The sequence below is a fragment of the Allobosea spartocytisi genome (assembly GCF_014764685.1).
In the GTDB taxonomy this organism is placed as follows: Bacteria; Pseudomonadota; Alphaproteobacteria; order Rhizobiales; family Beijerinckiaceae; genus Allobosea; species Allobosea spartocytisi.
Genome location: NZ_JACXWY010000001.1, coordinates 518,388 through 544,376, shown reverse-complemented (window position 1 = coordinate 544,376; position 25,989 = coordinate 518,388). Strand labels below are relative to the sequence as shown.

The following is a 25,989-nucleotide window of genomic DNA, read 5'->3' as shown; positions in this document are numbered from 1 at the left end:
CTATGCCCGTCAAGGGAAGCCGGCCAATCGTCTCGGCTCAGCGCGCCAGCACCTTCATCGCGCCGTCGAGGCCATCGAGCGTCAACGGGAACATGCGCCCGCCCATCAGGCCGCCGATCTGCCGGATCGACTGGGTGTAGTTCCACAGATGCTGCTGGACCGGGTTGAGCCAGACCGATTTCGGGAACTTCGTCGTCAATCGCTCGATCCAGACCTGCCCCGCCTCCTCGTTCCAATGCTCGACGGAACCACCGGGCATCGCGATCTCGTAAGGGCTCATCGAGGCGTCGCCGACGAAGACGAGACGGTAGTCGCCGGGATAGGTCCGCAGCACCTCCCAGGTCGGGATCTGCTGCTCGTGGCGGCGGCGGTTCTCCTTCCAGACCCGCTCATAGGGGCAGTTGTGGAAGTAGAAATGCTCGAAATGCTTGAACTCGGCCCGCGCCGCCGAGAACAGCTCCTCGGCCAGCTCGACATGCCAGTCCATCGAGCCGCCGACATCCAGAAAGAGCAGCACCTTCACGGTGTTGTGCCGCTCTGGCCTGAGCTTGACGTCGAGATAGCCGTGCCTGGCCGTCTCCGTGATCGTGTTGTCGAGGTCGAGCTCTTCGGCTGCACCCGTGCGGGCAAAGCGGCGCAGGCGCCTCAGCGCGATGCGCAGGTTGCGCACGCCGAGCTCGCGCGTGTCGTCGAAATCCTTGAAGTCGCGCTTGTCCCAGACTTTCACCGCCCGGAAATTGCGGTTCTTGTCCTGGCCGATACGCACCCCTTCGGGGTTGTAGCCATAGGCGCCGTAAGGCGAGGTGCCGCCGGTGCCGATCCATTTGTTGCCGCCCTGATGGCGGCCCTTCTGCTCTTCCAGGCGCTGCTTCAGCGTCTCCCAGAGCTTGTCCCAGCCGAGAGCCTCGATCTGGGCCTTCTCTTCGTCGGTGAGGAACTTCTCGGCGAGCTTGCGGAGCCATTCCTCCGGGATGCCGGCTTGCTCGATCGCCTGCTGGAGCGTCTCCATGCCCTGGAAGACCTGGGCGAAGACCTGATCGAACCTGTCGAGATGGCGCTCGTCCTTCACCAGCGTGGCGCGGGCGAGATAGTAGAACTCGTCGACGCTGTGCTCGGCGAGATCGGCCTCCACCCCTTCGAGCAGCGTCAGATATTCGCGCAAGGTCACCGGGACCTTGGCGGCGCGCAGATCGGTGAAGAGGCGAAGGAACATGCCGCTACTGTGCGGGCATGGAGCACGAGGTCAAGCGGTGTCCGCGCTTGCACGGACACCGCTCGATCCCGATGGATGGCTTTACGCCACCGCGTCGGCGAGGTCCTTGGTGACCTTGAACTTCACGACGGTCTTGGCCGGAACCTTGATGGTGGCGCCGGTCGAGGGGTTGCGGGCCTCGCGGGCTTCGCGCTTGGCCGCGGAGAGCTTGCCGATGCCGCCGAGCGTGACGTCGTCGCCGCCCTTCAGGGTCTTGGCGACGGTCGTGCCGAGGGAGGCCAGAATGGCGGAGACATCGGCCTTCGTCTTCCCGGTCTCTTCGGCGATCGCGGCGATCAGTTCGTTCTTGGTCATGAAATCCTCCTTGAGAAGGGTGTTATAGGCGTCGCGTGCTGGATCTGGGTCGTTCATGCCCGTTTCCGACACGAGCGACCGCGGAGATATTCGCGGCGCGCAACTCACGCAGTTGCCACGGTTATCGCGGAAAGACGATGCCCGCGGCCGTAGATACGCACAGGAAACGGCTTCGTTCCGCCGAAAGAAGCTGGATTTTTGGGCTTTTCGCGGGTGCGGGAACCGAGAAGAGGGGGGCGAGCCCGCAGAATCGTGCCCCCGATTCGGTTGCAGATGGCGGCGCGCAACGCTGCGCCCGCCGCCATCGATGCCGCTCAGAGCAGGATGCGAAAAAGCGGGAACCGGTTTTTCGCGAGAATCCTGCTCCGGCTCTAGGCCTGCACGCCGTCGACGTACCAGTCCATCTTGGAGAGGATCTCGTCGGAGGCCGTCTCGCCGGCCTTGACGCGGATTTCGCCCTTCTGGTCCTTGAGCTCGCCGGTGAAGGGGTGGAGCTTGCCGGAGACGATGCCTGCCTGGACCGCGTCGGCAGCTGCGCGGGCAGCCGGCGTGATCGCGTCGTTATAGGGGGCGAGCTTGACGAAGCCGTCCTTGATGCCGCCCCAGACCGCTCCGGTCTTCCAGGTGCCGTCCATCACGTCCTTGACGCGCTTGATGTAGTAGCCCGACCAGTCGTCGACGATGGCCGAGAGATGCGCCTTGGGCGCGAAGGCCTTCATGTCCGAGGCCTGGCCGAAGGCGTAGACGCCGCGCTGCTCGGCCGCCTGGAGCGGCGCCGCCGAGTCGGTGTGCTGGGTGATCATGTCGGCGCCCTGGTCGATCAGCGCCTTGGCGGCGTCGGCTTCCTTGGCCGGGTCGTACCAGGTCGAGCACCAGACGACCTTGGTCTTGAAGTTCGGGTTCACCTTGCGCGCCGCCAGATGGAAGGCGTTGATGCCCATCACCACCTCGGGGATCGGGAAGGAGGCGACATAGCCCGCCTGGCCGGTCTTCGACATGTGGCCGGCGATGGTGCCGATCACGGCGCGGCCCTCATAGAAGCGCGCATCATAGGTCGCGACGTTTTCGGCGCGCATGTAGCCGGTGGCGTGCTCGAAATGGATCTTCGGGAACTGCTTGGCGACCTGGATCGTCGGGTTCATGAAGCCGAAGGAGGTCGAGAAGATCAGCTGGTTGCCGGCCTGGGCGAGCTGGCGGATGGCGCGGGCGGCATCCGGGCCTTCGGCGACGTTCTCGAGGAAGCTCGTCTTGATCTTCGAGCCATATTCCTTCTCGATCGCGAGCCGGCCCTGATCATGCGTCCAGGTATAGCCATGGTCGCCGATGGGGCCGACATAAACGAAGCCCACGCCGAGCGGGGCCTGCGCCGAGGCACCGCGGCCCAGCAGTGGTAGCGTCGAGGCCGCGGCGGCGCCGAAGGTCAGCCGGCGGCGGGTGATGATGCTGGTCATGGTCCTATGAACTCCCCGTTGTCGGTTGCGGCGTCAGGACGCCGTGAAAGGTTTGCCGAGGCAGGCCGGTGCGTCGAGCCGGCCGGTCTTTCGTCCTAGCGACATCATGGTCAGAACTGCAATGGTCGCAAGGTAGGGGGCCATCGCCAGCACCTCCGGCGCGAGCCAGCTCACGCCGGCGGCCTTGGCCTGCAGCTCCAGCGTCATCACCGCGCCGAAGAGATAGGCGCCGAGCAGCAGCCGGCCCGGCTTCCAGGCCGAAAAGACGACGAGCGCCAGCGCGATCCAGCCACGCCCCGCGGTCAATCGTTCGGCCCACATCGGCGTCAGCGCCAGCGAGAAATAGGCCCCGCCCAGCCCCGCCAAGGCGCCTCCGAAGGCGACCGCCGCATAGCGGATGGCGACGACCGGGTAGCCGATGGCATGTGCGGAAGCGTCGTTCTCGCCGACCGCGCGCAGGATCAGCCCCGCCCGCGTCCGGCGCAGGAAGTAGCTCACGCCGGCCACCAGCGCGAGCGAGAGATAGACGACGACGTCCTGCCCGAAGACGATGCGCAGGATGGGATGTTCGGACAGCGCCGCCGGGAAGATCGGCCCGAGCCGCTGCACGGTGCGCCCGACGAAGCCGGCGCCGATCAGCGAGGAGGCGCCGATGCCGAAAATCGTCAGCGCAAGCCCGGTCGCGACCTGATTGGCGGTGAGCGACAGCGCCAGCACCGCGAAGACCATCGCTGCGGCGACACCGGCAAGGATGGCGGCCAGCAGCCCCAGCGCCATGCTGCCGCTCGAGAACGCGACGGCGAAGCCGGCGACCGCGCCGCACAGCATCATGCCCTCGACGCCGAGATTGAGCACGCCGGATTTCTCTGCGACGAGTTCGCCCAACGAGGCCAGCAGCAAGGGCGTCGAGGCCGCGATCAGCGTCATGATGATCGAGACGAGCATGGCCGTGGTCATGCCGCCCTCCGCTTCCAGCCGATCTGCCAGCGCACCAGCACGTCGGTCGCCAGCAGCATGAACAGCAACATGGCCTGGAACAGCCCGGTCGCCGCCTGCGGCAGCCTGACCGTCGATTGCGCGATCTCGCCGCCGACATAGGTTCCCGCCAGCACGATGCCGCCGAAGACGATGCCGAGCGGGTGCAATCGCCCGAGGAAGGCGACGATGATCGCGGTGAAGCCGTATCCCACCGGGAATTGCGGCGTGAGCTGGCCGAACGGTCCGGCCGCCTCGAAGAGCCCGGCCAGTCCCGCGAGGCCGCCGCTGAGCAGCATCGTCGCCCAGGTCGTGCGCGCCGCGCTGAAGCCGCCGTGGCGGGCTGCGGCCGGCGCGAGGCCCACGACCTTTACCGCATAGCCCGCCGTGGTCTTCTCCATCAGTAGCCAGGCGACGACAGCCAGCAGCAATGCGACGGGAATGCCGAGATGGACCAGCGAGCCCTCGATCACCGTCGGCAAGGTCTGGTCGGCGGTGAACATACGCGTCTGCGGAAAATTGAAGCCGCCCGGGTCCTTCCACGGTCCGCGCACCAGGAAATAGAGGAACTGCACCGCGACATAGGTCAACATCAGGCTGGTCAGGATTTCGCTGACCTGCAGCTTCACCCTGAGGAGCGCGGGGATTGCGGCCCAGGCCATGCCGCCGAGGATGCCGGCGAGCACCATGGCGGGCAGGATCCACCATCCGGTCATGTCATAGGTCAGCAGCGCGACCCCGGTGCCGGCGATGGCTCCCATGACATACTGCCCCTCGGCGCCGATATTCCAGACATTGGCGCGGAAGCCGATGGCGAGCCCGAGCGCGATCATCACCAGTGGTGCGCCCTTGACGCCGATATCGGCCCAGCGCTGCGGTTCCAGGAATGGGGTCAGGAAGATGCTCTCGACCGCATGGAAGCCGTCATAGCCGATGGCGGTGAAGACGATCATGCCGGTGAGCATCGTCAGCCCGATCGCGATCAGGGGGCTCAAGACCAGCATCGGCAGGCTCGGCTCGCGGCGGCGGCGCCATTCAAGCATGCGCCGCTCCCACCTGCTCGCCAGCGCCGTGAATTCCGCCCATCATCAGGCCGATCTCGTCGATGCCGAGGCTGGCAACCGGGCGCGGCGCCGAGAGCCGGCCTTCGTTGATGACGCAGAGCCGGTCGGCGAGCTCGAGCAACTCGTCGAGATCCTGCGAGATCACCACGACGGCCGAGCCCTTTGCGGCGAGGTCGACGAGCTCCTGCCGGATCGCGGCGGCCGCACCGGCATCCACGCCCCAGGTCGGCTGCGACACGACGAGCACGGCGGGCTGCTGGCCGATCTCGCGACCCATGATGAATTTCTGGAGGTTTCCGCCCGAGAGCGAGCGAGCGAGCGCGCCATTGCCGGTGGTCCGGACATCGAAGAGCTTGATGACGCTGTCGGCGAAGCGGCTGACGGCACCGCGGCTGATGAAACCATGCGGTGCCAGCGGCAGCCGGTGGCGCGCGGTCAGGACGCCGTTGTCGGCGAGCGAGAAATCCGGCACGGCGGCATGGCCGTTACGCTCTTCCGGCACGCAGGAGAGGCCGAGCGCCCGGCGCGCGCCGGCACCTTCGAGCCCGACGGCCCTGCCGTCGAGCCGGATCGCCTCAGGCGCCGCAGCCAGCCGCTCGCCCGAGAGCGCCGTCAGAAGTTCCGCCTGGCCGTTGCCGGCGACGCCGGCGATGCCGAGGATTTCGCCCGCCCGCGCCTCGAAGGAGACACCCTTGAGATCGGTGCCGAAAGGCGGCTCGCCCGGCAGCGAGAGCCCGCTGACGGCGAGCCTGACCGCGCCGGCTTCCTTCGTCTGGCCGTGCTCGATCTTGCGCAGCTCCGCGCCGATCATCAGTTCCGCCATGCGCCTGGTCGTCTCGACCTTCGGATCGCAGGTCGCGACCACGCGCCCGCCGCGCAGGATGGTGGCGCTGTCGCAGAGCGCTTTGATCTCGTGCAGCTTGTGCGAGATGTAGAGGATCGAGCAGCCTTCCGCCGCGATCTGCCTGAGTGTCGCGAACAGGCGCTCGACCTCCTGCGGCGTCAGCACCGAGGTCGGCTCGTCCATGATCAGGAGCTTCGGCTTCTGCAGAAGGCAGCGCACGATCTCGATGCGCTGGCGCTCGCCGACCGAGAGCGTATGCACCTCGCGCTCCGGATCGAGCGGCAGCGAATAGGATTGCAGGATCGCGGCGACTTGGCTCTTGAGTTCCTCGCGATCGACGGCTTCGTCGAGCCCGAGCGCGATGTTCTCGATCACCGTCATCGCGTCGAACAGCGAGAAATGCTGGAAGACCATGCCGATGCCGAGCTTGCGTGCGGCCTTGGGCGAGGGGATCGCGACGGGTGAACCGTTCCAGGAAATGGTGCCTTCGTCGGCCTGCTGGACGCCGTAGATGATCTTGACGAGCGTCGACTTGCCGGCGCCGTTCTCGCCGAGCAGGGCGTGGATTTCGCCGGGCCGGACGCTCAGGCTGATGTCCTCGTTGGCTTTGACGCCGGGAAAGCTCTTCGAGACATGGGCGAGCGCCAGCCGCGGCGGCACATCCTGCTCACGCGGCTGATTCATGTCGCGACCGTCTCCCTTTCGCCGGCTCCCGGCGGCCAAGCAAGCAACGCACCAGCTCGGCTGCCGTCAAGGCCGCGATGACCTCCGGGCGCTTGTCGTCCACATCCGAACCGCCGATCGGGCAGGTCAGGCGCGAAAGTGTCTCCCGCCGCCCGCCGGCGCGCAGGAAGCTCGCGTCGAAACGGGCGCGCTTCGTGGCCGAGCCGATCATGCCGACATAAGCGGCATCGCCCCGCGCCAGCGCCGCCTCCGTCAAGCGGTAGTCGAGCGCATGGCTGTGCGAAAGCACGACGAAGGCGGCGTTTGCCGGAGCGTCCGCGACCGCATCGACCGGATCGGCCATGCGGATGCAGGTGACGGCCGCCGGCAGCCCGCTCATGACGTCGTCGCGATCGTCGATCAGCGTCACCGTAAAGGGTAGGGCGGCAAGCGCACGGGCAAGCGCACGGCCGGTATGGCCCGCACCGAAGATCAGGACAGGCGGTCTCGCTGCGACCTCGGCCTTCTCGCGGGCGACGATCAGCGCGATGTCGGCGGCGGCGAGCCGGTGCAGCGACACGCGCACCCGCCCGCCGCAGCACTGGCCCATCTGCGGGCCGAGCGGGATGTCGAGGATCTGGTCCGGCGAAGCCTCGCTCAACATATGGCGGGCGAGGTCGATGCAATGGAATTCAAGCTGCCCGCCACCGATCGTTCCGGCGATGGCACCTGGGCTGACGGCCATGCAGGCGCCGGCCTCGCGCGGCGTCGAGCCTTCCACAGCCTCGATCCGGACGAGAACGATGCCGTCGCGCTGATGGGCTGTGAGGAAAGCGGCGAGGGTCATCGCGTGGCCTCCGCCCTGACCCGCTCGACCGCGTCCAATACGCGCTCCGGTGTCGCCGGCGCATCGAGGCGCGGACAGATGCGATGGTCCCCGACGCTCGCCACCGCATCCGACAGCGCATGCAGAACTGAGATCGCCAGCATCAATGGCGGCTCGCCGACGGCCTTGGAACGGTGGATCGTCGGCTCGCGGTTCGGCGCGTTCTCCAGCAAATGCACATTGAAGATGCGCGGCCGGTCGGAGGCGACGGGAATCTTGTAAGTGGACGGCGCATGGGTCCAGAGCCGGCCTTTTTTATCCCAGACCAGCTCTTCGGTCGTCAGCCAGCCCATGCCCTGCACGAAGCCGCCCTCGATCTGGCCCTTGTCGATCGCGGGGTTCAGCGATTGCCCGCAATCATGCAGGATATCGACCCGCTCGACCCTGTACTCGCCGGTCAGCGTGTCGATCGCGACCTCGGCCGCCGCCGCGCCATAGGCGAAATAGTAGAACGGGTGGCCGCGCCCGGCCTTGCGGTCCCAGTGGATTTTGGGCGTCGCGTAAAAGCCGGTCGCGGAGAGCTGGACGCGGGCCATATAGGCGGCCGCGATCAGGTCCTTGAAGGCGATCTCGCGGGGGCCAACCTTCACGCGGCCCGGTAGGAAGGCGATGTCCTCCGCCTCGACCTGCCAGTGTTTCGCGGCAAACTCCGTCAGCCGCTTCTTGATCGTCTCGCAGGCATCGAGCGCCGCCATGCCGTTGAGGTCGGAGCCGGACGAGGCGGCGGTGGCCGAGGTATTCGGCACCTTGCCGGTGGTGGTGGCGGTGATCTTGACCTGGTCGAGCCTGATGCCGAAGGCCTGCGCCACCACCTGCGCCACCTTGATATAGAGCCCTTGCCCCATCTCGGTGCCACCGTGGTTCAGCGCGACCGTGCCGTCGGTATAGACATGCACCAGTGCGCCGGCTTGGTTGAACCAGGTCGCTGTGAAGGAGATGCCGAACTTCACCGGCGTCAACGCGATGCCGCGCTTGACGATGGGGCTTTTCCTATTGGCTTCGCGGATCGCAGCCTTGCGCGCCTGATAATCGCATCGCCGTTCCAGCTCGGCGATGACATCGGCCGCGATATTGTCCTCGACAGCCTGGTGATAGGGCGTGACGTCACGGCCGGCGCCGCCATAGAGATTGCGCCGTCGCACCTCCAGCGGGTCGAGTCCGGTCGCGTAGGCGACCTCCTCGATGAAGCGCTCGGCGCCGACCATGCCTTGCGGACCGCCGAAGCCCCGGAAGGCGGTGTTGGAGCAGGTGTTGGTGAAGAGCGGTTCCGAGCGGGCGCGCACCGCCGGGTAGAAATAGCAATTGTCCATGTGGAACAGGGCGCGGTCGGTCACCGGCCCCGAAAGATCGGCATTCCAACCGCAGCGCGCCGCATAGACGGCGTCGAGTGCATGGATGCGGCCCTCGTCGTCGAAGCCGATCTCGTAGTCGCAGACGAAGTCGTGGCGCTTGCCGGTGATCGCCATGTCGTCGTCGCGATCGGGCCGAAGCTTCACCGGCCGCTTCAGTTTGCGGGCCGCGATAGCCGCGACGCAGGCGAAGAGATTGGCCTGCGTTTCCTTGCCGCCGAAACCGCCGCCCATGCGCCGCACCTCGACGGTCACGGCATGCGAGCCGACGCTGAGCACGGCCGCGACCATGTGCTGGACCTCGCTCGGATGCTGGGTCGAGACCAGCACCGTCATGTCCTCGTCCTCGCCGGGGATGGCGAGTGCGATCTGGCTTTCGAGGTAGAAATGCTCCTGCCCGCCGATCGCCATCGTGCCCTTGAGTCGGCGCGGGCTCGCGGCCATGGCCGTCGCGACATCGCCGCGTTCGAGCTTGAGCGGGTCGGTGACGAGCCTGCCGCCGGCCGCACGCGCGGCGGCGATGTCGAGGAGAGGGGTCTCTTCGGTGTACTTGGCTTTGGCCAGCGTTGCGGCCAGACGTCCCTGCTCGCGCGTCTCAGCCACCACTGCGAAGAGGGGCTGGCCGTGGAACAGGATCCGATCGGTCGCGAAGACCGGCTCGTCATGGCGATGCGTTGAGGAGATGTCGTTGGCGCCGGGAATATCGGCCGCCGTCAGCACCGAAACGACGCCGGGCGCGGCACGCACCGCATCGAGATCGAGCGAGGTGAGCTGCCCATGGGCGATCCCGCTCAGGCCGAGATAGGCGTGAAGCAGGCCTTCCGGCGCGGCGATGTCGTCGATGTAGAAGGCCTCGCCGGCGACATGCTTGGGTGCGGAGTCGTGGATGCGGGCACTGCCGACCGGCCCGGTCTCGGGGACGATGTCGAGCTTGCGGCGCGCGTCAGCCATGGGCGGCCTCCGCGAGCAGGCCGGCGACGCGTGTCTCGGTTTGCGGCTGTGTCGTCTCGATCAGGAAGCGCCGCAGCAGGTTGCCGGCGATCTTGAGCCGATAGTCCGCCGAGGCACGCATGTCGCTGAGCGGCGTGAAGTCCCGAGGCAAGGCGGCGATGGCCGCCTCGACGGCGTCCTCATCCCACGGCCGGCCGATGAGCGCCGCCTCTGCCGCAGCCGCCCGCTTCGGGATGCCGGCCATGCCGCCATAGGCCAGTCGCGCCTCGCTGATCGGGCCATCGGCATGCCGGGTCAGCCGGAAGGCGCCGCAGACGGCCGAGATGTCCTCATCGAAGCGTTTGGACACCTTCGAGGCATGGAACAGCATGTCTGGCGCCAGCTTCGGCACCAGCACGGCCTCGACGAATTCGGCAGGGCGGCGATCCTGCTTGCGATAGTCGAGGAAGAAGCTTTCGAGCGGGATGGTACGGCGTTCGACCCCGGCTCTGCCGCGCTGCGCCAGCACCAGCGTCGCGTCGAGCGCGATCAGGGCTGGCGGCAGGTCGCCGATCGGCGAGCCGTTGGCGATGTTACCGCCGATCGTGCCGGCATTGCGCACCTGCTCGCCGCCGAACCGGCGCATCAGTTCGTCGAGTTGGGGCGAGAGGGTAGCCAGCGCGGCTCGGACGTCGATATGACCAGCCATCGCGCCGAAGCGCAAATGATCGCCTTCATCGGTGATCTCGCGCAAAGTCTCGATCCGCCCGAGATAGATCACCGGATCGAGCCGCTTCATCGCCTTGGTGACCCACAAGCCGACATCGGTCGCGCCGGCGACGAGTGTCGCCTGCGGATGCGCCGCGACGAGTTCCGCGAGCGCCTCAACGGTTGCGGGGGCGTAAAAGCGCCCGCCTTCGCCTTCAAGAGCCAGCGTCGCGGCATCGTTCAGCGCTGCAAGTCGCGCTGCGATGGTCTCGCGCTCGCGCAGAAAGCGATCCGTCTCGCGCGGGGCGATCTCATCCATGCGCCGCCCGGCCGCGATGATCGGCTCATAGCCGGTGCAGCGGCAGAGATTACCGGCGAGCGCATCCTCGATGCGGCTGATGCTTGGCTCCGCCTCGTTCAGCCTGAGTGCGAAGAGCGACATCACGAAGCCCGGCGTGCAGAAGCCGCATTGCGAGCCGTGGCATTCGACCATCGCCTGCTGGACCGGATGCAGGCTGCCGTCATCGCCCTTGAGGTGCTCGACGGTGAGGAGCTGGCAGCCATCCAGTGTCGGCAGGAAACGGATGCAGGCATTCACCGCCTCGTAGCGCAGCCGCCCGCGGTCGAGCCGGCCGACGACGACGGTGCAGGCGCCGCAGTCGCCCTCGGCGCAGCCTTCCTTGCTGCCGGTCATGCGCTTCTCGAGGCGCAGCCAGTCGAGCACCGTCAGTGTCGGATCGCAGCGATCGATCTCGACAAGCTCGTCACCGAGGAGGAAGCGCAGGCGTTCACGCATCCTGCCCGCTCCACTCGCAAAGCCAGTTCATGCCTCCAGATTAGGCACGATCCGTGCTTGGCCGGAAGCTTTGATTTGGTGCAGATGTGATGTGAATTTAAGCCGGAGCCGCCGATTGTGACCGCATCTCCCGTCATCCGCGCCTTACGCGGTCGTCTGCTCTGGTTTGTCGGCGATCCGGAGGTTGCGGGCGAGGCGGCGTATCGCTTCGTCGAGGACGGTTTGCTCGTCATCGAGAACGGGCTGGTCAAGGCGACAGGCGAGGCAAGCGCGCTGTTGCGGGCGCTGCCGGCCGATGCCGAGATCGTCGACCATCGCCCGCATCTGATCATGCCGGGCTTCATCGACGCGCACATCCACATGCCGCAGACGCAAGTCGTCGCCTCCTACGGCGCGCAGCTGATGGATTGGCTGAACAAATACACCTTCGTCGAGGAGCAGAAGCTCAGCCAGCAGGGCCATGCCGAGAAGCTCTCGCGCTTCTTCCTCGACGAGCTTCTGGCCAACGGCACCACCACGGCGGCTGTCTATTGCTCGGTGCATCCGCAATCGGCCGAGGCATTCTTCACCGAGTCGCAGCGTCGCAACACCCGCATGATCGCCGGCAAGGTGATGATGGACCGCAACGCGCCGGAGGCGCTGACCGACACGGCCGAGAGCGGCTATCGCGACTCGAAGGCGCTGATCGCGCGCTGGCATGGCAAGGGCCGGCAGCTCTATGCGATCACGCCGCGCTTCGCGATCACCTCGACGCCGGAGCAATTGGCGGCGGCAGGGCGGCTGGCGGCCGAGCATCCCGACTGCCACGTCCAGACCCATATCGACGAGAACCGGGCCGAGATCACCTTCGCCCGCGAGCTTTACCCGGAAGCAGCCGACTACGCCGACATCTACCGGCGCCACGGCCTGCTCGGTCCCAAGAGCCTGATGGGCCATTGCATCCACATGACCCACAATGAATGGAGCGCCTTTGCCGAGACGGGTGCCGTCGCGGTCTTCTGCCCGACCTCGAACCTCTTCCTCGGCTCAGGACTGTTCGACTGGGCGCATGCCCGGCAGCGCGGCGTGAAGGTGGCGGTCGCGACCGATATCGGCGGCGGCACCTCTTATTCGATGCTCCGGACGATGGCCGAGGCCTACAAGGTGCTGCAGTTGCAGGGGCAGTCGCTCTCCGCTTTCGCGGCGCTGCACGCCATCACGCGCGGCAATGCGGCTGCGCTCGGCCTCGACCATCTCATCGGCTCGTTCGAGCCCGGCCGGGAGGCGGATGTCGTCGTGCTCGACACGGGCGCGACGCGGGCGATGGCGCATCGCATGGAAACGGTGCGCGATCTGGCGGAGGAGTTGTTCGTGCTCGTCACGCTGGGCGACGAGCGCAATATCGCCGCGACCTATGTGATGGGGGAGTTGGTCGCGGGCGCGTCATTCTCGGGCGGCGCCTGACGGACTCTTGTTTGCCACGGAAGCGCGCCGTCATTCCGGGCTTGACCCGGAATCCATCGTAGAGCGCAGCGTCCTATGATGGATTCCGGATCGGCGCCGCTATCGCGGCTTGTCCGGAATGACGGCGGTTTTTGATCCCGGCGGGGGGCTCAGCCCAGCACGCCGCCCTTGCGGGCGAAGTCGATATAGATCTCGCGCAGGCGCAGCGTGGTCGGGCCCGGCGCACCGTTGTGGATGGTGTGGCCGTCGATCGAACTCACCGGCATCACCATGCTGGTCGCCGAGGTGATGAAGGCCTCCTCGGCGTCGAGCGCCTCGGCGAGCGTGAATTCGCGCTCCTCGAAGGTGAAGCCGGATTCGGCGATGAAGGCCAGCACCGCCTTGCGGGTGATGCCGGGCAGGACCTTGTGCGAGAGCGGGCGCGAGATCAGGGTCTTGCCCTTGACGATCCAGGCGGTGGAGGAGGCGCCTTCCGTCACCACGCCGTCCTCGATCATCCAGGCTTCCTGCGCGCCGGCCTCGGCGGCGATCTGCTTGGCCAGCACCGGCGCGAGCAGGTTAACGCTCTTGATGTCGCGGCGGACCCAGCGCAGGTCGGGCGTCGAGACGACCTTGATGCCGGTCTTCACCGCCGGCGCGTTCACGAAATTGCGGGCCTGGGTGAACATCACCAGCGTCGGCTGGGTGTCCTTCGGGAACGGGAAGTCGCGATCGGCCGCGCCGCGCGAGACCTGCAGGTAGATGCTGCCTTCGTCGAGGCCGTTGCGCTTGATCAGTTCCTCATGGATCGCGACCAGCTCGGCCTTCGACCAGGGCAAGGCTAGCTGGATCTCGCCGCAAGAGCGTTCGAGACGGGTGAGATGCGCCTCGCAATCGACCAGCTTGCCGCCGATCACGGCCGAGACCTCGTAGATGCCGTCGCCGAAGATGAAGCCGCGATCGAAGATGGAGATCTTTGCCTCTTCCTCGGGAAGATAGGCGCCGTTGACATAGACGATGCGGCTCATGGAATGCGGACTCTGCTAGGGGGACGGAAAGCCGTTCCTTCCTAGCGAAACCGCGAGCCGGGCGCGAGCGATAAGGGCGGATTGCCGCCCGGCGCCGCTTGCAGGGCGCAGGCTCAGGCTTTCAGGCTCAGGAACCGCGTCGGGATCGCGCCGCGCAGGTTCTGCCCGAAGCCGGCGAGCTTCGGCGAGACCAGATTCTTCGTCGAATAGTGCAGCACCGGAATCCAGGGCTGCTCGGTGGTGACGATGCTGTCGGCCTCGCGCAGGATCGCGGCGCGCCTGGCGATGTCGAGTTCGTCGGCGGCGAGCTTCATCAGCGCGTCGAAGCGGGGATTGGCGTATTTGCCGATGTTGAAGCCGGCATTGTCGCTCTGGAACAGGAACAGGAAGTTCTGCGGGTCGGAATAGTCGCCGATCCAGCCATAGCGGGCGACGTCGAAATCGCCACCATCGCGCAGATAGGCGAAATGCGTGCGGAAATCCGTCTCGACGAAGCGCGTCTCGACGCCGATGGCGTGCCATTGCTCCGCGATCGCCTCGGCGGTGTGCCGGTTGTTGTCGGTGGTGTTGAAGCGCAATTCGATATGGAGTGGCACGCCGTTGCCGAACCCGGCCGCGGCGAGGAGCTGCTTCGCCTCGTCCTCGCGTTCGAGCACCGATGCGTAGCGGAAATCCATCTCCGCCCGCTCGCCGTAATTGCCGATATGGGGCGGGATCACGCCATAGGCCGGCAGCATCGTGCCGCCCCAGATCCGGTCGGCGATGAAATCCCGGTCGATCTGGAGGGAGAGCGCCCGCCTGACGCGGGGGTCGTCGAAGGGCTGCTTGGCCGTGTTGATGATCAGGAAATAGGTCGCGAGATAGGGGCCGATCCGCACCTGCTCGCCGAGCTTGCGGCGCAGTTCCTTGAATTGCTCGGCCGGGATGTCGGTCGTCAATTGCAGCTCGCCGGCCTGGAAGCGCCGCGCCGCCGCCGCGAGGTCCGGCGCCGGATAGAAGATCACCGTATCGATCTTCACATCCGCCGCGTCGTGGAAATGCGGATTGCGGTCGAGCCGGATATGCGAGTTCGGGATGAATTCCTTGAGCCTATAGGCGCCGTTCGTGACCCAGCTTCGCGGATCGGCCGGAGCGAGCCCGGCCTTCGCGGCCGTCGCCGGATGGACCGGCAGGGCGCTCTGATGGGTCAGGAGCTCGAGCAGATAGGGCGTCGGTCGCTCCAGCTCGATCTCCAGCGTCCGCTCGTCCGGCGCCCGTACGCCGAGTTCGTCGAGCGATGAGCCTATAGCTGCCTTGTGGATCGCCTCGGCCTTGCGGATCGGATAGAGCAGGTTGGCGTATTTGGCGCCGGTCTCGGGGTCGACGATCCGCTTGAACGAATAGACGAAGTCGCTCGCTCTGAGCGGGTCGCCGTTCGACCATTTCGCGTTGGCCCGCAGGCTGAAGCGCCAGAGCTTGCCATCGGCACTGGCCGTCCAGCTCTCGGCGACGCCGGGCACGACCTCGCCCCTCATGTTGTGGATGACGAGGCCTTCGCGCAGGTCGCGCAGCAGATGCGCTTCCGCCACGGTCGAGGTCCGGTGCGGATCGAGCGTTTCCGGGTCGCCGTCATTGCCGCGGTGGAAGATCACCGACCCTTGCGCTGCCGCGGCCCGTAAAGTCGCGAGCAGGGCGGCGAAGGCGAAGGGAGCGTGGCGGCGGGTGACGTCGAGCAAATCAGCCTCCCCTGGCGCCGGGCACCGGCGCGAGCGCTGCCCGACTCAGGAGATTAGAACGCGACGCGTCCCGCCTGCCAAGCGGGAAGGAGACCCCCGCGTCGTCAGCGCGCTCCGGTGGCGCGATTGTTCTCGAAGACGACGGCGCAATCCTCGGCCTTCTTGCGGCATGCGGTCAGTGCGGTCTGGCGCGCCTGCTCCAGATCTTTCTCGCCGTACCGGTAGTTGAATGTTTTGCTGGCCTTGCTGAAAGCCATCGCCTTGTCGCCGGGCGCGCTGAAGTAATCCTCGAATGTGCGGGCGCCCTTTTCGAGGCCGAGGCGCTCGAATTCCGCTTGCGGACGCCCGGTAGGCAGCGTCGGCAGCTTCCATGCGCGAAGCGAGGCATCCATCTCCCGAAGCCAGGCGAAACGGGCCTGGTTGTTCTGGAGAATCGCATGGCCGCCTGGCTTGATCTCCGGCAGCGTGATCAGGCGCACGTTCCCGCCACGGTCGAGCGCAGCGGCGCGCATGCGGTCGACGAGGGGTGGCGGGAAGAGTTCGTCGTTGGCGGCATAGACCCAGAGCTGCGGCACGGTCTCCTGCCAGGGCCAGTGCCGGACGGTCTCGACGAGCGCGTCGCGGCCTTTCTCGACGCATTCGTCGAAGTTCAGGCCGCCGGCGACGTTGATCACCGCCTTCAGGCCTGGGGGCTTGCGTTGGGCCAGCGCCATGATCGCCGCGCCGCCGGCGGATTCGCCGAGTGCGATGATCCGATCGGGATCGACATCGGGGCGTTCTCGCAGCGTCTCGAGCGCCGCCTCGAGCTCCTTCGCCTCGCTGTCGAAACGCCCCGTCATATCGGGTAATCCGCAGCCCGACCCTTCACCGGAAAAGGGGCCGTCCGATTGGCCGAAGCCGCGGCGGATGACGATAGCGGCCATCCAGCCACGGCGGGCGAGATCCCGCGCGATCGACTTATATTGGACGGCGTGCAGGTCGCCCATCCGGGAACCCGTCGCCGATTTGCCGTGCGTGATCAGTGCGAGCGGCAGCCGGCCCTCGATCCCCTCAGGGCGGATGATCAGCGACTCCAGACGGATCTCGCGGCCGTCGATGCGGGCCCGGAGAAAGCCGTTATCCTCGCGAAACGGCTCCTGCGCGCCTGCCGGCATCGTCGCCGCCAGCCAGAAGGCGCCCGCGAGCGCAAGCGCTCCTGACCGGAGTGCGGCTCCGATAGTGGCTACCATGCCCGACAGCTCCAGCCGATCCGGTGTCTGCTAGGGAGTGGCGGCTACCGCGGCCGCGCGCTCCTGCGCCTCGACCACCGCCACGGCCGTCATGTTGACGACGCCGCGCGCGGTGACCGAGCCGGTGAGGATATGCGCGGGCTTCGCCGTGCCCATCAGGATCGGCCCGACCGGCAGGGCGTCCGCCATCACCTTGGCGAACTGATAGGAGATGTTCGCCGCGTCGAGATTGGGGAAGATCAGGACGTTGGCCACGTCCTTCAGCGTCGAGGAAGGCAGGACGCGCTCTCGGATCATCGGCACCAGCGCGGTGTCGGCCTCCATCTCGCCGTCGCATTCGAGGTTAGGCGCGCGCTCGCGGATCAGCTTCAGCGCCTTGCGCATCTTGAGCGAGCTCGGCGTGTCGGCGGCGCCGAAATCGGAATGCGACAGCAGCGCGATCTTAGGCTCCAGGCCGAAGCGCTGGACATGGCTCGCCGCCAGCACGGTCATGTCGGCGATCTCCTCCGCCGTCGGATCGTGCTTCACATGGGTGTCGCCGAGGAAGAAGGCGCCCTTGTTGGTGATGATCAGCGTCATCGCCGCGAGGTCGCAGACACCCGGCGCCAGCCCTATGATGTCCTTGATGTGCCGCAGTCGCGACATGAACCGGCCTTCGAGGCCGCTGATCATCGCATCCGCCTCGCCGCGCGCCACGGCCAGCGCCGCGATCACGGTGTTGTTGGTGCGCACCAGCGCGCGCGCCGCATCGGGCGTGATGCCGCGCCGGCCGGCGATGTCGAGATAGGTCTGGACGTAGTCGCGATAGCGCGGATCGTCCTCCGGGTTCACGATCTCGAAATCGACGCCGGGCTTCAGCGACAGGCCGAAGCGCTGGATGCGCGTCTCGATCACGCTGGGGCGGCCGATCAGGATCGGGATGGCGAGCCCTTCCTCCAGTGCGACCTGGGCGGCGCGCAGCACGCGCTCATCCTCGCCCTCGGCATAGATCACGCGCTTGGGGTCGGCCTTGGCCTGCTGGAACAACGGCTTCATCAGGAAGCCCGAGCGGAAGACGAAGCGCGAGAGCTGCTCGCGATAGGCCTCGATGTCGACCAGCGGCTTGCGCGCGACGCCCGTCGCCATGGCGGCTTCGGCCACGGCCGGGGCGATGCGCATGATCAGGCGCGGATCGAAGGGATTCGGGATCAGCGATGTCGCGCCGAAGGTCGAGGTCTCCCCGCCATAGGCGCGTGCAGCCACATCCGAGGACGCCTCGCGGGCGAGCGCGGCGATAGCGCGCACGGCCGCGAGCTTCATCGCTTCGTTGATCGTCGTCGCCTGCACGTCGAGCGCGCCGCGGAAGATATAGGGGAAGCACAGGACGTTGTTGACCTGGTTCGGATAGTCCGAGCGGCCGGTGCAGATCATCGCATCGGGGCGCACGGCCAGCGCATCCTCCGGCGTGATCTCGGGATTGGGGTTGGCGAGCGCCAGGATCAGCGGCTTCGGCGCCATGCGCTTGGCCATCTCCGGCTTCAGCACGCCCGCGGCGGAGAGGCCGAGGAAGATGTCGGCATCGCCGATGACGTCGTTCAGCGTGCGGGCGTCGGTCTTCTGCGCATAGACCTCCTTCCAGCGGTCCATCAGCGTGTTGCGGCCCTCATAGACCACGCCTTCCAGGTCCGTGATCCAGATGTTCTTGCGTTGCGCGCCGAGCTCCACCAGCAGGTTGGTGCAGGCCAGCGCCGCCGCGCCGGCGCCCGAGACGACGATCTTGACGTCGGCGATCTTCTTGGCGGCGAGGTCGAGTCCGTTCAGCACCGCCGCGCCGACGATGATCGCCGTGCCGTGCTGGTCGTCATGGAAGACGGGGATCTTCATCCGAGCCTTGAGTTGCTCCTCGATCTCGAAGCACTCCGGGCCCTTGATGTCCTCGAGATTGATGCCGCCGAAGGTCGGTTCCAGCGCGGCGACCACCTCGACGAATTTCTCGATGTTCTTCTGCTCGACCTCGATGTCGAAACAGTCGATGCCGGCGAATTTCTTGAACAGGACCGCCTTGCCCTCCATGACCGGCTTCGACGCCAGCGGCCCGATATCGCCGAGGCCGAGCACGGCGGTGCCGTTGGTGATGACGGCGACGAGGTTCTGGCGCGAGGTCAGCTCGGCCGCTTCCGACGGGTCATCGACGATCGCCTCGCAGGCGGCAGCGACGCCGGGGGAATAGGCGAGTGCGAGGTCGCGCTGGTTGCCCAGCGGCTTGGTCGCCTGGATCTCGAGCTTACCGGGCCGCGGCTGGCGGTGATAGACGAGCGCGCCCGAGCGCAGATCTGTGGAGAGCGTGCTTTTCATGGCGCGATGGTCCCTGCAGTCCGAAGGATGCTGGTCGCGCGAAAGCCCCCATGCCGTCAAGCCGCCGGGATGCTGCTGGCAGCTTCTCCGTGAGGGAAACGGTGCTTCGGGAGCCAGGGCCGTGCCGGTCGCATCGGCCCTTCGGTGGAAAGGGTCGCTTGAATCAGTTTGGCAAGCCGTTGAGACGGTATGCGAGGGATCACGCACAAGACGTGGAATCGATTCAGCAAATTTCCTGCTGAGTCGGAACGCGAAGCCGTAGAGACAAATCCAGGGTCGGCGCCGGCCGGTCAGAACGCCTTGAAGGTGATGATCGTGTGGGTGTCGGCGATCTCGGGGATCGACTGCACCTTCTGCGCGACGAAATGGCCGATATCGACATCGGCCGCGACGTGGAACTTGGCCAGGATGTCGTAATTGCCGGCGGTCGAGTAGATCTCGGAGGCGATCTCGCGATCGGCCAGTTCGCTGGCGACCTCATAGGTCTTGCCGAGCTTGCATTTGATCTCGACGAAGAAGGTCTGCATCGCGCGCTCCGAAACTCTCTGCGGACTGGATAGAACTCCCAGTGCCCCGAGATCAAGCGCCGGCGAGCGCCGCGATCCGCCGCGTCATCGGATTGTCGGGGTCGGTGAGGCCGTCGATGACGGTGAAATGGTTCGCGCCTTCGATCTCCTCATAGCGCGTCTGCACGCCTTCCAGCCCCCAGACATCGACGAGGCGGCGGCTCTGCTTGTGGTACTCGTCGCTTTCAGCGCCGCCGACGACGGCGTCCATCGTTAGCCGCGACGGTGCCGGCCAGAACAGCGGGCTCTCCCGCTCCGCCGCCTCCATGTCGAGGCCGAGCGCGGTGTTGATGCTGGTCTCGGTCAGCGGTTTCAGGTTGTAGAGTCCCGAGATGCCATAGGCGGCCGGCACCAGCCGGTCGGGCAGGTCGGAACCGACATTGTGCCAGTTGGTCGCCAGCGTGCAGGCCGAGAGATGGCCGCCCGCCGAATGCCCGGTCGCGACCACCGGCAGGCCGAAGCGTCGCCACAGCGCGGCGGCCGCCTGCTGCAATTCCCAGACGATATGGCCGAGATGGACCTGTGGGCAGAGGTCGTAGCCGACGACGGCGACGGGCAGGCCCAGCCGGTTCAGCCCGCGCGCCATATGCGAGAAGAAGCTGCGGTCGAGTGCCTGCCAGTAGCCGCCATGGATGAACATGACGAGCGCGTTGCCGCGCACCGTCTCGGGCTTGAAGATGTCGTAGAGCTGGCGCTCGCCGGCGCCGTAGGAGATGCCGAGCTCGCATAGCGCGGTGGTGCGGTAGGCGGCGGCGTCTTCCTGCCAGCCGGCGATGATGCCGGGATGCTCGGGCACCCGGGCGCGGTTGTTGTATTCGGCTTCGTAGTCGGGGGTCGTCATGGTCTGGTCCATGGTTCGCACCGTGGCAGCAGCGGAGCTTTTTCGCCACTGCTTTTGACAGCCCGGGCGGCCGGCGGCAAAAGCGATGCGCCCATCGATTGGGCACTGGAGGTCGCCATGGAAAACCCTGTCCTCGCCGAAGTCACGCGCGGCAACACCGTCGAATCGCGCCATCGCGGTGCGGCGATCGTCATCGATGCCGAGGGCGGCGTGGTGTTCTCCGCCGGGGATGTCGAGCGCCCCGTGTTCCCGCGCTCGGCCGTCAAGGCGATTCAGGGCCTGCCATTGATCGAGAGCGGCGCCGCAGACCGCTACGGGCTGACCGAGGCGGAGATCGCGCTTGCCGTCTCCTCGCATTCCGGCGAGCCGCTCCACGCCGAGACCTCGCTGGCCATGCTGAAGAAGGCCGGCCGCGATGCCGGCTGCCTCGAATGCGGCGCGCATTGGCCGATGGGCGAGGCTGCGGCGCGCGCCCTGGCCAAATCGGGCGCCGAGCCCAGCGCGCTCAACAACAACTGCTCCGGCAAGCATGCCGGCTTCGTCTGCCTCTCCTGCGCGCTGGACGAGGATCCCGCCGGCTATGTGAAGCAGGGTCATGCGGTCCAGCAGGCCGTGCGCGGCGCCCTTGAAGAGGTGACCGGCGCCGAGCATTCCAGCGACCGCATGGGCATCGACGGTTGCTCGATCCCCTCCTATGCCGTGCCGCTCAAGGCGCTGGCGCTCGGCTTCGCCCGGCTCGGCACCGGTCACGGCTTCGGCCCGGAGCGCGCCAGGGCAGCCGCCCGCATCCGTGCCGCTGCGGCGGCGCATCCCTTCATGGTGGCGGGAACGGACCGTTTCGACACAAGGCTGATGAGCCTGCTCGGCGCGCGTGCCTTCACCAAGACCGGGGCCGAGGGCGTCTACTGCGCGGCCCTGCCGGAGCTGGGCTATGGCATCGCGCTCAAATGCGACGATGGCGCCGGGCGTGCCGCCGAGGTCGCGCTGGCGGCGCTGATCGGTCGCTTCCTGCCGATGGATGAATCGACGCAAGTGGCCTTCGCGCCGCTGCGAGAGGCCGTACTGAAGAACTGGAACGGCACCGAGGTCGGCCGAGTGAGGGCGCCGGCTGGCTAAGACCTGTCGTTTTTCCACGGAAGCGCGGGTCGTCCCGGGCGGAGCGAAGCGAAGACCCGGGATAACCGGGTTCCTTCGAAAAGGCGGCGATCCTAACTGACCGCGTTGTTCTCGACCCTGATGCCGGCCGCCCGCGCATCGGGAGCTTTCGTCAGGTCGCCGGTGACCGGCTTGCCGTATTCGCTGCCGATCACGGCGCCGTTCCGCGCCTCGGCGATGAGGTTGTTGGCGATCAGCGCATTGCGCTCCTTCGGCACCAGCGAGATCGAGATGCCGATACCGGTCTTGCGGATGATGTTGCCGGTGGCGGCGAGATTGCGCATGCCCCAGGACCAGCCCAGCGAGATGCCGGTCTCGCTGGCGTTCTCGATGACGTTGCCGGTGACGGCGGCTTCCGCCTCGACATGGACGCCGATGCCGCCGACGGGCCCCTTGCCGTTCGGTGCGACCGCCTTCCGGGCGTTGCGGACGATGTTGTTGGCGAAGACGGCGAGCCGCCCGCCATGGTCGAGATTGGTGATGTTGGCGCCCTGCGCGCAATCCTCGATCAGGTTGTTCGCCATGATCGCGCCCTCGAAGGCGAATTCGGAATAGAGCCCGGCCTCCCCGCAGCGCCGCCCCTGATTGCCGAGGATCTGCACGCCCGAACCGGAATTGTTGCGGATGAAGGTCATGGCGCAATCGCGGAGCTGGTTGCCTTCGATGATGACGCCGCCCGCACGATAGAGGCTGATGCCGTTGCCGTTCTGCCCGTCGCCGCCGGCATCGGCCCGGATGCGCTCGACGCGGTTGCCGCGCAGGATCGAGCGGTCGTCCCCGGCCTCGCTGCGCCAGATCTGGATGCCGTTATTGCCGCAATCGGCGACGGCATTGCCCTCGATCGTCAGCCCGCGCGAATCCAGCGAGAACAGCGCGGCGTCGCGCATCTTGCGGAAGCTGCTCGCTGTGATGCGCCCGCCGCAGCGGTTCAGCGTCAAGCCGACGGAGCCGGCATTGGCGAAGGCGAGTTCGGCGATCGCGATCTCGCCGACGGCATCCGCCGCGAGCAGGGCGGAGCGTTGCGGCGAGGGGATGTCGAGCCCGTCGAGCACGAGGCCGGAAAGGCTTGCGCGGGAGATGTTGCTTGCCGTCAGAACAGGCCCGCCATCGGCGGTCACCAGCCTTGTCGCCTCCGATACGCCGATCAGGCGCGTGCCCTCGGGCAAGGCGACCCGGCTGACGCGATAGCGGCCGGGCGGCAGCAGCAGCGGGGCGGAACGGCGGGCCGCTTCGCCAAGCGCGGCCTGAAGGCGCTGCGATTGGTCGTCGGTGGCGCCCGGACGCAGACCGAATTGCGTGGCATCGAGGCCGAGCTGGCCGAGCGGCGACGGCGCGGCACCGCGCTGCTGCGCCTGCGCGGGCAGATGCGCCGCGATGGGACTGAGAAGGCCGCCAGCCAAGAGGCAGCGCCGGGAAAGGGTCATGACATCTCCTGTGCCGCTTCCCTCGATCAAGCTCCGTGCCAGCGCCGCTGTGCCGTTTCGGGACCGTCAGCGACCTGTGATCGCGAGATTCCGTCCGATCGCCGCCAGCGCAGCGGTCAATCGCTCCGTCCGCGGTCGAAAGCCCGCGACGCGCTTGGTCGGGCGGGTGCCGGCCGCCGGGCGTAGCCAGGGTATATGCACGAACAAGACGGGCCGTCCCGCCATCGCGGCGTGGCGCAACGCCGTGGCATAGCTGGCATCGCAGAGATAGCGCCCGGCCGAGGGCGAGGGCCGGCTGGCGATCGCATGCCGGCGCAGATGGGCGAGCGCGCCCTGCGGACGCCCGGTGGTTCGCGTGGGCAAGGCAGGGCAGCCGCCCGTCGCGGCACCGGTGGCGGCGCGCCCGGTGACGTCGGGATGGAGCGAGCTGGAGCGGCCGCGTGCGAAAAGCTCGATCCGGACATGGCGGGCGCGGGCGGCGAGGCCGAGCATCAGCAGCGCTCTTGGCCTGGTCGTCTCGATCTCCTGCGCAAGTGCCGGCAGGCCGGCGGCATAGCTGGTCTCGAGCACGAGGCTGCGCACGCGCAGGCCCGAATGCCGCAGCCGCGCGGCGATGGCGCCTGCAAGTCGCGTCGTCGGATTGACCCGGACGCCCGGAAACGGGCCGAACCCGGCGACCAGCAGGTCGATGCGCTGCATGTCGCCCTCACAATCCCAATGCCTGGGCGATCTCGTCGGCCGCGAGCGTCGGCGCCAGCTCGCCCGCCGCGACCGCCGCTTCGAGTGCCGGCGTACGCGCTTTCAGCGCCGGATCGTGCCGGAGCCTGGCTTGCAGCCGGTCCTGCACCATCGCCCACATCCATTTCACATCCTGCCGCCGGCGCCTCTCGGTGATCAGCCCCTTTGCCTCGAAGCGGTGATGATGGTCCTCGATCTTGCTCCAGAGCGCATCGAGCCCTTCCCCGGTCAGGCCGGAGATGGTGACGACCGGAGTCGACCAGAGCGGCGAGGCCGGCGCGAGAATATGCAGCGCCGCCTTGTACTGCGCCGCAGCCGCCCGCGCGGCCGTCGCGCCGGCGCCATCGGCCTTGTTGACCGCGATCATGTCGGCGAGCTCGACGATGCCTTTCTTGATGCCTTGCAATTCATCGCCCGCGTTGGGCAGCATCAGCACGAGGAAGAAATCGGTGAGGTCGGCGACAGTCGTCTCCGACTGACCGACGCCGACCGTCTCGACCAGGATGACGTCGAAGCCCGCCGCCTCGCAGAGCAGCATCGTCTCGCGCGTCTTGGCGGCGACGCCGCCGAGCGTGCCGGAGGAGGGGGAGGGGCGGATATAGGCGTTCGGATCGACGGAAAGCCGCGCCATCCGCGTCTTATCGCCGAGGATCGAGCCGCCGGTGCGGGTCGAGGAGGGGTCGACCGCGAGCACCGCGACCTTGTGGCCTTTCTCCGTCAGATGGCTGCCGAGCGCATCGATGGCGGTCGACTTGCCGACGCCGGGCACACCGGTGATCCCGACCCGGATGGCCCGGCCCGTTTGGGGCAGCAGCCGCTGGATCAGCGCCCGGGCCTGCTCGCGATGGTCGGCTCGCCGCGATTCGGTGAGCGTGATCGCGCGCGCCAGTGCGGCGCGCTCGCCGGCCAGAATGGCGTCGGCCAGCGTTTCGAGGCGGGAGGCGAGGTCGACCATCGCGCCAGTTAGCAAGCCGGCGGAGCCGGCGGCAAGGCGCCTTGCCGCATCGCGCGTCGTGACCCTGTCACATGCGCATCTTGAACATTCGCCGGTTCGGTGACACGACAAGGCGATGATCGGCGTGGCGATGCGGCTTCCTGTCTTGATTCTGGCGTTGCTCGCGCCGTTGATGCTGGCTGCCTGCGGCACGCCGCGCGTGCTGGAACTGAGCCAGGCGCCTCGGCAGGACATCGCCGGAAAGGTCGAGATCTACGTCGCCACCACCCGTGAAGCCTCGGCGGCGCCGGTCTATTTCGACGGCGAGCGCGCCCCGAAGCTGGCCTTCGCGAAGCTCGAGATCACCGTGCCGCGCAGCCACAAGCCGGGCGAGCTCGAACTCCCCGATTCCGGCCCGGGCGATCCGGCCAAGCATTTCACCGCGACCAATATCGAGCGCCTCGATCTCGCGCCGGTCGTCGCCGACGTCCGCCGGGAGATCATGCGCCGCCCGGCCGGCCAGCGCGACGTGCTGGTCTTCGTCCATGGCTACAACACCAATTTCGCCGACGCCGTCTATCGTTTCGCTCAGATCGTCTACGACTCCGGCTTCAAGGGCGTGCCGGTGCTGTTCTCCTGGCCCTCGCGCGGCCAGCTCCTCGCCTACCCCTACGACCGCGAAAGCGCCTATTACTCGCGCGACTTCCTCGAAGCGAACCTACGCGGCATCACCCGGGACATCGGCCCGGGGCGGATGGACATCCTCGCCCATTCGATGGGCACGATCCTGACGCTCGAAACCTTGCGCCAGGCGGCGATACGCGGCGACGGCGCCTTCGGCGGCAAGCTGCGCGACGTGATGCTCGCCGCGCCCGATGTCGATCTCGACGTATTCAAGACCCTGATGAATGTGATCCGGCGGCCGGTGACGGTCTTCGTCTCCGCCGATGACCGGGCGCTCGATTTTTCCCGCCGCTTCGCCGGCGACAAGACCCGGCTGGGCGCTGTCTCCACCAAGGATGCGCCGACGATCGCCGAGCTGGAGAAGCTCGGCGTACATATCATCGACCTCTCGGAGGTGTCTTCGGGCGACAGCCTGAACCACGCCAAGTTCGCTTCCTCGCCGAAGGTCGTGCAGCTCATCGGCGAAAGGTTGCGACAGGACAAGGGCATCGGCTTCGCCGGCCCGCAACTGGGCGACCGTCTGGGCGACATCGCCGGCGGGGTGGTCGGCACGGTCGGCTCGACCGTCGGGCTGGTGGTGACGGCGCCCGTCACGATCATCTCCGGCGGCCGCTGACGCCTCGTCGGCTGGGCCCGAGGGCCACGAGCCCTCCTTGCGAGGAGCGCCGGCAACGAGGCGATGACGG

The 25,989-nt window shown here is 67.3% G+C and carries 21 protein-coding genes; 3 read left to right on the top strand and 18 right to left on the bottom strand.

Annotated elements, in window-relative coordinates:
- Positions 1-37: 37 nt before the first annotated feature.
- The 9 genes from IED13_RS02660 to xdhA all read right to left on the bottom strand — a co-directional run bounded on the left by IED13_RS02660 (position 38) and on the right by xdhA (position 11,233).
- Positions 38-1,213, bottom strand: coding sequence for a vWA domain-containing protein (locus IED13_RS02660; RefSeq protein ID WP_191123271.1), 1,176 nt, complete (start codon positions 1,211-1,213; stop codon positions 38-40).
- An 81-nt stretch (positions 1,214-1,294) separates the two neighbouring features.
- The gene (locus IED13_RS02655) at positions 1,295-1,624 is read right to left on the bottom strand and encodes an HU family DNA-binding protein (RefSeq protein ID WP_162720094.1); all 330 of its coding nucleotides are present in this window, start codon (positions 1,622-1,624) and stop codon (positions 1,295-1,297) included.
- A 314-nt stretch (positions 1,625-1,938) separates the two neighbouring features.
- Positions 1,939-3,018, bottom strand: a complete 1,080-nt coding sequence (locus IED13_RS02650) for a BMP family ABC transporter substrate-binding protein (protein WP_191123270.1) — start codon at positions 3,016-3,018, stop codon at positions 1,939-1,941.
- Between the two features lie 33 nt (positions 3,019-3,051).
- Positions 3,052-3,975: an ABC transporter permease gene (locus IED13_RS02645; RefSeq protein ID WP_248312409.1), complete on the bottom strand. Its 924-nt coding sequence runs from the start codon at positions 3,973-3,975 to the stop codon at positions 3,052-3,054.
- Complete coding sequence (locus tag IED13_RS02640) at positions 3,972-5,036, bottom strand: ABC transporter permease (protein ID WP_112763392.1); 1,065 nt, start codon at positions 5,034-5,036, stop codon at positions 3,972-3,974. Before IED13_RS02640 ends, IED13_RS02645 begins: the two co-directional genes overlap by 4 nt.
- Positions 5,029-6,585, bottom strand: coding sequence for an ABC transporter ATP-binding protein (locus IED13_RS02635; protein ID WP_191123269.1), 1,557 nt, complete (start codon positions 6,583-6,585; stop codon positions 5,029-5,031). The genes IED13_RS02640 and IED13_RS02635 overlap by 8 nt, the downstream gene beginning before the upstream one ends.
- A complete protein-coding gene (gene xdhC / locus IED13_RS02630; protein ID WP_191123268.1) occupies positions 6,569-7,411 on the bottom strand; it encodes a xanthine dehydrogenase accessory protein XdhC in 843 nt (280 codons plus the stop codon). The genes IED13_RS02635 and xdhC overlap by 17 nt, the downstream gene beginning before the upstream one ends.
- The gene (gene xdhB / locus IED13_RS02625; RefSeq protein ID WP_191123267.1) at positions 7,408-9,750 is read right to left on the bottom strand and encodes a xanthine dehydrogenase molybdopterin binding subunit; all 2,343 of its coding nucleotides are present in this window, start codon (positions 9,748-9,750) and stop codon (positions 7,408-7,410) included. Before xdhB ends, xdhC begins: the two co-directional genes overlap by 4 nt.
- Positions 9,743-11,233: a xanthine dehydrogenase small subunit gene (gene xdhA, locus IED13_RS02620; RefSeq protein ID WP_191123266.1), complete on the bottom strand. Its 1,491-nt coding sequence runs from the start codon at positions 11,231-11,233 to the stop codon at positions 9,743-9,745. Before xdhA ends, xdhB begins: the two co-directional genes overlap by 8 nt.
- A 117-nt stretch (positions 11,234-11,350) precedes the next feature.
- On the opposite strand from xdhA, the gene guaD reads away from it, so the two are divergent.
- Positions 11,351-12,676: a guanine deaminase gene (guaD, locus tag IED13_RS02615; protein WP_191123265.1), complete on the top strand. Its 1,326-nt coding sequence runs from the start codon at positions 11,351-11,353 to the stop codon at positions 12,674-12,676.
- A gap of 149 nt (positions 12,677-12,825) precedes the next feature.
- Here guaD and IED13_RS02610 read toward each other — a convergent pair whose 3' ends face one another.
- From IED13_RS02610 to IED13_RS02585, 6 genes are all read right to left on the bottom strand, one after another.
- Positions 12,826-13,683: a D-amino-acid transaminase gene (locus IED13_RS02610; protein ID WP_038361342.1), complete on the bottom strand. Its 858-nt coding sequence runs from the start codon at positions 13,681-13,683 to the stop codon at positions 12,826-12,828.
- 113 nt (positions 13,684-13,796) lie between these two features.
- A complete protein-coding gene (locus IED13_RS02605; protein ID WP_191123264.1) occupies positions 13,797-15,398 on the bottom strand; it encodes a peptide ABC transporter substrate-binding protein in 1,602 nt (533 codons plus the stop codon).
- Positions 15,399-15,502: 104 nt separating this feature from the next.
- On the bottom strand, positions 15,503-16,627 hold the full coding sequence (locus IED13_RS02600) for an alpha/beta hydrolase family protein (protein ID WP_191123263.1): 1,125 nt from the start codon (positions 16,625-16,627) through the stop codon (positions 15,503-15,505).
- 30 nt (positions 16,628-16,657) lie between these two features.
- Positions 16,658-18,961 carry an NADP-dependent malic enzyme gene (locus IED13_RS02595; RefSeq protein ID WP_112763401.1) on the bottom strand — a complete coding sequence of 768 codons (2,304 nt, stop codon included), beginning with the start codon at positions 18,959-18,961 and terminating at the stop codon, positions 16,658-16,660.
- A 290-nt stretch (positions 18,962-19,251) separates the two neighbouring features.
- Positions 19,252-19,488, bottom strand: a complete 237-nt coding sequence (locus tag IED13_RS02590; protein ID WP_038361355.1) for an Lrp/AsnC ligand binding domain-containing protein — start codon at positions 19,486-19,488, stop codon at positions 19,252-19,254.
- A gap of 52 nt (positions 19,489-19,540) precedes the next feature.
- Positions 19,541-20,368 carry an alpha/beta hydrolase gene (locus IED13_RS02585; protein WP_133562004.1) on the bottom strand — a complete coding sequence of 276 codons (828 nt, stop codon included), beginning with the start codon at positions 20,366-20,368 and terminating at the stop codon, positions 19,541-19,543.
- A gap of 117 nt (positions 20,369-20,485) precedes the next feature.
- Here IED13_RS02585 and IED13_RS02580 point away from each other — a divergent pair, with 117 nt between their 5' ends.
- The gene (locus IED13_RS02580; protein ID WP_112763532.1) at positions 20,486-21,484 is read left to right on the top strand and encodes an asparaginase; all 999 of its coding nucleotides are present in this window, start codon (positions 20,486-20,488) and stop codon (positions 21,482-21,484) included.
- 92 nt (positions 21,485-21,576) lie between these two features.
- On the opposite strand, the gene IED13_RS02575 is transcribed toward IED13_RS02580, so the two are convergent.
- From IED13_RS02575 to meaB, 3 genes are all read right to left on the bottom strand, one after another.
- Positions 21,577-22,947, bottom strand: a complete 1,371-nt coding sequence (locus tag IED13_RS02575) for a TIGR03808 family TAT-translocated repetitive protein (RefSeq protein WP_191123262.1) — start codon at positions 22,945-22,947, stop codon at positions 21,577-21,579.
- Between the two features lie 66 nt (positions 22,948-23,013).
- Positions 23,014-23,646: a pyroglutamyl-peptidase I family protein gene (locus tag IED13_RS02570; protein WP_191123261.1), complete on the bottom strand. Its 633-nt coding sequence runs from the start codon at positions 23,644-23,646 to the stop codon at positions 23,014-23,016.
- 7 nt (positions 23,647-23,653) lie between these two features.
- Entirely contained in the window at positions 23,654-24,640 is a 987-nt protein-coding gene (meaB, locus tag IED13_RS02565) for a methylmalonyl Co-A mutase-associated GTPase MeaB (RefSeq protein WP_113252116.1), read from the bottom strand.
- Positions 24,641-24,770: 130 nt separating this feature from the next.
- Between meaB and IED13_RS02560 the strand changes: the two genes are divergently transcribed.
- On the top strand, positions 24,771-25,919 hold the full coding sequence (locus IED13_RS02560; protein WP_185747785.1) for an alpha/beta hydrolase: 1,149 nt from the start codon (positions 24,771-24,773) through the stop codon (positions 25,917-25,919).
- Positions 25,920-25,989 lie beyond the last annotated feature (70 nt).